3 protein-coding genes and 1 pseudogene are annotated in these 6,961 nt (G+C 70.6%); all 4 read left to right on the top strand.

Annotation, left to right across the window (positions count from 1 at the left end):
* Nucleotides 1-1,176 (top strand): annotated as a pseudogene (locus ACIQ6R_RS04540) (alpha-1,4-glucan--maltose-1-phosphate maltosyltransferase); the annotation flags it as partial.
* The gene (gene treS / locus ACIQ6R_RS04535) at nt 1,173-2,873 is read left to right on the top strand and encodes a maltose alpha-D-glucosyltransferase (RefSeq protein ID WP_404218624.1); all 1,701 of its coding nucleotides are present in this window, start codon (nt 1,173-1,175) and stop codon (nt 2,871-2,873) included. The pseudogene ACIQ6R_RS04540 and the gene treS, both read left to right, overlap by 4 nt.
* A 98-nt stretch (nt 2,874-2,971) precedes the next feature.
* Complete coding sequence (locus ACIQ6R_RS04530; RefSeq protein WP_404170626.1) at nt 2,972-4,366, top strand: maltokinase; 1,395 nt, start codon at nt 2,972-2,974, stop codon at nt 4,364-4,366.
* Between the two features lie 40 nt (nt 4,367-4,406).
* On the top strand, nt 4,407-6,953 hold the full coding sequence (gene glgB, locus ACIQ6R_RS04525) for a 1,4-alpha-glucan branching enzyme (RefSeq protein ID WP_404218622.1): 2,547 nt from the start codon (nt 4,407-4,409) through the stop codon (nt 6,951-6,953).
* Nucleotides 6,954-6,961: the final 8 nt, after the last annotated feature.

The following is a 6,961-nucleotide window of genomic DNA, read 5'->3' as shown; positions in this document are numbered from 1 at the left end:
TCCCCCGAAGGCGGCCACGACACCATCCACCCCGCCCTCGGCACGATCGACGACTTCGACCACTTCGTCACCGAAGCCGCCCGCCTGGACCTGGAAGTCGCCCTCGACTTCGCCCTCCAGTGCTCCCCCGACCACCCCTGGGTCCACAAACACCCCGACTGGTTCCACCACCGCCCCGACGGCACCATCGCCCACGCCGAGAACCCGCCCAAGAAGTACCAGGACATCTACCCCGTCGCCTTCGACGCCGACCTGGAAGGACTCGTCACCGAGACCGTCCGCGTCCTGCGGCACTGGATGGACCACGGCGTGCGGATCTTCCGCGTCGACAACCCCCACACCAAACCCGTCCTGTTCTGGGAGAAGGTCATCGGCGAGATCAACCGCGCCGACCCCGACGTGATCTTCCTGGCGGAGGCCTTCACCCGCCCCGCGATGATGCACACCCTGGCCCAGATCGGCTTCCAGCAGTCCTACACCTACTTCACCTGGCGCAACACCAAACAGGAACTCACCGAGTACCTCACCGAACTCACGGGGGACGCCGCCTCCTACATGCGGCCCAACTTCTTCGCCAACACCCCCGACATCCTGCACGCCTACCTCCAGCACGGCGGCCGCCCCGCCTTCGAGGTCCGCGCCGTCCTCGCCGCCACCCTCTCCCCCACCTGGGGCATCTACAGCGGCTACGAACTCTGCGAGAACACCCCCCTGCGCGACGGCAGCGAGGAATACCTCGACTCCGAGAAATACCAGCTCAAACCCCGCGACTGGGCCACCGCCGCCCGCGAGGGCACCACCATCGCCCCCCTCATCACCCGGCTCAACACCATCCGGCGCGAGAACCCGGCCCTGCGTCAACTGCGCGATCTGCACTTCCATCCCACGGACAAGGAGGAGGTGATCGCCTACTCGAAGCGGCAGGGGTCGAACACGGTTCTGGTGGTCGCCAACCTCGACCCCCACCACACCCAGGAGGCGACGGTCTCGTTGGACATGCCGCAACTCGGCCTGGACTGGCACGAGTCGGTGCCGGTGCGCGACGAGCTGACCGGCGAGACCTACCACTGGGGCAGGGCCAACTATGTGCGCCTGGAGCCGGGCCGTTCGCCCGCGCACATCTGCACGGTTCTGCGACCGTCCCACCCGCAGACCGGAGGGTCACCCACCACATGATCTTCAACGAGCCCGTGCCGGACACCTTCGAGGACACGCCGGCCAAGGATCGTGACCCGGACTGGTTCAAGCGAGCCGTCTTCTACGAGGTCCTCGTCCGCTCCTTCCAGGACAGCAACGGCGACGGCGTCGGCGACCTCAAGGGCCTCACCGCCAAGCTGGACTACCTGCAATGGCTGGGCGTGGACTGCCTGTGGCTCCCGCCCTTCTTCAAGTCACCGCTGCGCGACGGCGGTTACGACGTCTCCGACTACACCGCCGTACTGCCCGAGTTCGGCGACCTGGCCGACTTCGTCGAGTTCGTGGACGCCGCCCACCAGCGCGGCATGCGCGTGATCATCGACTTCGTCATGAACCACACCAGCGACCAGCACCCGTGGTTCCAGGAGTCGCGCAGGGACCCCGACGGCCCGTACGGCGACTACTACGTCTGGGCGGACGACGACAAGCAGTTCCAGGACGCGCGGATCATCTTCGTCGACACCGAGGCGTCGAACTGGACCTACGACCCGGTGCGCAAGCAGTACTACTGGCACCGCTTCTTCTCCCACCAGCCCGACCTCAACTACGAGAACCCGGCCGTGCAGGAGGAGATGATCTCCGCCCTGAAGTTCTGGCTGGACCTGGGCATCGACGGGTTCCGGCTGGACGCGGTGCCGTACCTCTACCAGGAGGAGGGCACCAACTGCGAGAACCTCCCGGCCACGCACGACTTCCTGAAGCGGGTGCGCAAGGAGATCGACGCGCAGTACCCGGACACGGTGGTGCTGGCGGAGGCCAACCAGTGGCCGGAGGACGTGGTCGACTACTTCGGCGACTACGCCGCCGGCGGCGACGAGTGCCACATGGCGTTCCACTTCCCGGTCATGCCGCGCATCTTCATGGCGGTCAGAAGGGAGTCCCGCTACCCGGTCTCCGAGATCCTCGCCAAGACCCCGGCCATCCCGTCCGGCTGCCAGTGGGGCATCTTCCTGCGCAACCACGACGAGCTGACCCTCGAAATGGTCACCGACGAAGAGCGCGACTACATGTACGCGGAGTACGCCAAGGACCCGCGCATGCGCGCCAACATCGGCATCCGCCGGCGGCTCGCCCCGCTCCTCGACAACGACCGCAACCAGATCGAGCTGTTCACCGCGCTGCTGCTCTCCCTGCCCGGCTCGCCGATCCTGTACTACGGCGACGAGATCGGCATGGGCGACAACATCTGGCTCGGCGACCGCGACGCGGTACGGACCCCGATGCAGTGGACACCGGACCGCAACGCCGGCTTCTCGTCGTCCGACCCCGGGCGGCTCTTCCTGCCGACGATCATGGACCCGGTCTACGGCTACCAGGTGACGAACGTCGAGGCGTCCATGGCCTCGCCGTCCTCGCTCCTGCACTGGACCCGCCGCATGATCGAGATCCGCAAGCAGAACCCCGCTTTCGGTCTGGGCACGTACACGGAACTGCCCTCCTCCAACCCGGCGGTGCTGGCCTTCCTGCGCGAGTACGAGGACGACCTGGTGCTGTGCGTCCACAATTTCTCCCGGTTCGCGCAGCCCACCGAGCTGGATCTGAGCGCCTTCGGGGAGCGCCATCCGGTCGAGCTGTTCGGCGGAGTCCGTTTCCCGGCGGTCGGCGAACTGCCGTACCTGCTGACCCTCGGGGGGCACGGCTTCTACTGGTTCCGGCTGCGCAGGGACGCTCTCTAGGGCCGGACCGGCCCGATCCCCGGGCGGGCGGTTTCCGCCTCCCCGCCCGGGGCACGCATCAGTAACACCCCGACGACCCGGGGAAAGGACGCGACGCCATGTCGGAAGCCGTCACACGCACCGTCACGAGCCCGCCAGGCCTTCTAGCGTCACTCGATCCGCTGCTGCGGGACTGGCTGCCGCGGCAACGCTGGTTCGCGGGCAAGGGCCGTCCGGTCACCGGATTCTCGCTGGTCGCGGCCACCGAGCTGCTCCCCTCCGACGCCCGTCTCGGCCTCTACCACGTGCTGGTCCGCGCGCACCAGCAGCGCGCCGTGGCCCCGGGCGGGCCCGAGGAGCCCGGCGACTGCTACCAGCTGCTCATAGGCGCGCGCGAGGCGCTGCCGCCCCGGCTGGCGCCCGCGCTCATCGGACACGTGACCGAGGGCCCGCTGGCCGGCCGCACCGCCTACGACGCCCTCTACGACACCCGGCCCGCCGAGGTGCTCCTGGAGGCGCTGCGCACCGGGGCCCGTATCGGCGGGCTTCGTTTCGAGCGGGAACCGGACCAGGAGATACGCGCGGGCCTGGTGCCGCGGCTGATGACCGCCGAGCAGTCGAACTCGTCGGTCGTGTATGGAGATACGTTCATTCTCAAGCTGCTGCGCCGGATCGTGCCCGGCATCAATCCCGACCTGGAGCTGCCGCTGGCGCTGGCCCGCGAGGGCTGCCCGCGGGTTCCGGCTCCGGCCGGATGGATGGTGGCCGACCTGGCCGGCCGGTCCTGGGTACTGGGCGTGCTCCAGCCGTACGTGCAGGGCGCCACCGACGGCTGGGAGCTGGCCCTGCGCGAGCTGGCCAAGGGGGAGGACTTCGTCGCCGAGGCCCGGGCGCTCGGACGGGCCACCGCCGAGGTGCACACCGCGCTGGCCCGCGCGCTGCCGACCGTCACCCTCGGCCACGGCCAGGTGCGGCAGCTCGCCGACGGCATGATCGAGCGGCTGGAGGAGGCCGCCCAGGCGGTGCCCCTGCTCCGGCCGCACGTGCCCGCCCTGCGCACGGCGTTCACGGCGCTGGGCGACCTGGCCGCCGAGGGCCGCACCTGGACCGCCCAGCGCGTCCACGGCGACCTGCACCTCGGCCAGTGCCTGCGCTCGCCCTCCGGCCGGTGGTCGCTGATCGACTTCGAGGGGGAGCCGGCCAAGCCCCTGGCCGAGCGGCGGATGCCACAGCCACCGGTGCGGGACATCGCCGGGATGCTGCGCTCCTTCGACTACGCCGCGCACTCGGCCGACGCCGCGGGGCCGGGCTGGGCCGAGTCGTGCCGGGCCGCGTACTGCACCGGGTACGCGGAGGTCGCCGGCAGCGACCCGCGCACCGACCCGGTGATGCTCCGCGCCCACGAGACGGACAAGGCGGTGTACGAGGTCCTGTACGAGGCCCGGCACCGTCCCGACTGGCTGGCGGTGCCGCTGTCCGCGGTGCGCCGCCTGTCCACGCCCGAACCGGCATGACACCCCCGCCCGCTCCCCCTTCGCCCAGGAGGCACCACCCGTGACCCCCCGCCCCTCGTCCAGCGGTCCCGACCCGAAGAAGACGGCCGAGGAGAAGAGCGCCGCGAAGAAGGCGGCGCCGCCTCAGAAGGCGGTGGCCAAGAAGACGACCACGGAGAAGCCGGCCGCGAAGAAGGCGGCCGCGAAGAAGGCGACCACGGAGAAGTCGGCCGCGAAGAAGGCCGTGGCCAGGAAGACGTCCGCGAAGACGGTGGCCGCGAAGGCCGTGGCCAAGAAGACCGCCGGGAAGACGGCGGCCGCGAAGACGCCCGCGGCCAAGAGGACGGCTGCGAAGAAGACGCCCGCGGGGAAACCGGCCGCCAGGACGACCGTGAAGAAGGCGGTGCCGGCCGAGGTCGCCGTCTCCCCCTCCCTGGACGCCGTCGACCGGGAGCGGCTGCTCTCCGGTACGCACCACGACCCCCACTCCGTGCTCGGCGCCCACCGGGTGCCCGGCGGGGTCGCCTTCCGGGCCTTCAGGCCGTACGCCTTGGCGGTGACCGTCCTGTCCGGGGAGCTGCGGGCCGAGCTGCACGACGACGGGGACGGGTTCTTCTCGGGGCTGCTGCCGATCCAGGAGGTCCCCGTCCACCGGCTCCTCGTGACGTACGAGGGGACGGCCCAGGAAATCGACGACCCGTACCGCTTCCTGCCCACGCTGGGCGACCTGGACCTGCACCTGATCGGCGAGGGGCGGCACGAGCAGCTGTGGCAGGCGCTCGGCGCGGAACCGATGACCCACGAGGGCGTCGAGGGCACCCGCTTCACGGTGTGGGCGCCGAACGCGCGCGGGGTCCGGGTGGCCGGCGGCTTCAACTTCTGGGACGGCACCGGCCACCCGATGCGGTCGCTGGGCGGCACCGGTGTGTGGGAGCTGTTCCTGCCCGGCATCGGTGCGGGCGAGCTGTACAAGTTCGAGATCACCCGGCCCGACGGGTCTCGCACGTTCCGGGCGGATCCGCTGGCCCGCCGTACCGAGGTCCCGCCCGCCACCTCATCCGTCGTCCACACCTCGCACTACACATGGGGCGACGAGGAGTGGCTGGCCCGGCGCGCCCAGGCACCCGCGCACGAGGCACCGCTCTCGGTCTACGAGGTCCACCTGCCCTCCTGGCGGCCTGGGCTGACGTACCGACAGCTCGCCGAGCAACTCCCCGCCTACGTCGCGGATCTGGGGTTCACGCACGTCGAGCTGATGCCGGTCGCCGAGCACCCCTTCGGGGGCTCCTGGGGCTACCAGGTCACCGGCTTCTACGCGCCCACGGCCCGCCTCGGCGACCCCGACGACTTCAAGTACCTGGTCGACCGGCTGCACCAGGCCGGCATCGGCGTCCTGATGGACTGGGTGCCGGCGCACTTCCCGCGCGACGACTGGGCGCTGGCCGAGTTCGACGGCCGTCCGCTGTACGAGCACTCCGACCCGCTCCGGGCCGCGCACCCGGACTGGGGCACGCTGGAGTTCGACTTCGGGCGCCGGGAGGTGCGCAACTTCCTCGTCGCCAACGCCGTGTACTGGTGCGAGGAGTTCCACATCGACGGGCTGCGCGTCGACGCGGTCGCCTCGATGCTCTACCTGGACTACTCGCGCGAGCCGGGCCAGTGGACGCCGAACGAGCACGGCGGCCGGGAGAACCTGGACGCGGTGGCGTTCCTCCAGGAGATGAACGCGACGGTGTACCGGCGGGTGCCGGGCGTCGTCACCGTCGCGGAGGAGTCGACGGCCTGGGACGGCGTCACGCGGGCCACGCACCACAAGGGGCCGAGCGGGTTCGGCGGGCTCGGGTTCGGGCTGAAGTGGAACATGGGCTGGATGCACGACTCGCTCGAGTACATGAGCCGCGAGCCGGTGCACCGCAAGTACCACCACGGCGAGATGACCTTCTCGATGGTGTACGCGTACAGCGAGAACTACGTGCTGCCGATATCCCACGACGAGGTGGTGCACGGCAAGAAGTCGCTGGTGTCGAAGATGCCCGGCGACTGGTGGCAGCAGCGCGCGAACGAGCGGGCGTACCTGGGCTTCATGTGGGCCCACCCCGGCAAGCAGCTGCTCTTCATGGGTCAGGAGTTCGCGCAGGGCGCGGAGTGGTCCGAGGCGCACGGCCCCGACTGGTGGCTGCTCGACCCGGAGTACGGGGCGGCGGCGGACCACCGGGGCATGCGCGATCTGGTGCGGGACCTGAACACCGTCTACCGGGTCACACCCGCGCTCTGGCAACGCGACACCCACCCCTCCGGTTTCGCCTGGGTGGTCGGGGACGCCGCCGAGGACAACGTCCTCGCGTTCCTGCGACTGGACGCCGACGGCACCCCGCTGCTCGCGGTGTCCAACTTCGCCCCGGTCGTCCGCCCCGACTACCGCCTCGGCGTGCCCGACGACGTCCCCGCCTGGATCGAGGTACTCAACACCGACGCCGCGCGGTACGGCGGCGGCGACGTGGGCAACCCCGACCCGGTCAAGCCGGAGCCGCAGGGGTGGCACGGCCGGCCGGCGAGCGTCCGGCTGAACCTGCCGCCCCTGGCGACGGTGTGGCTGCGCCCGGCGTAGGAGCGGCC

The organism is Streptomyces sp. NPDC096048 (assembly GCF_044763415.1).
Lineage (GTDB): Bacteria > Actinomycetota > Actinomycetes > Streptomycetales > Streptomycetaceae > Streptomyces.
This window is presented reverse-complemented; position numbering and strand designations above follow the sequence as displayed.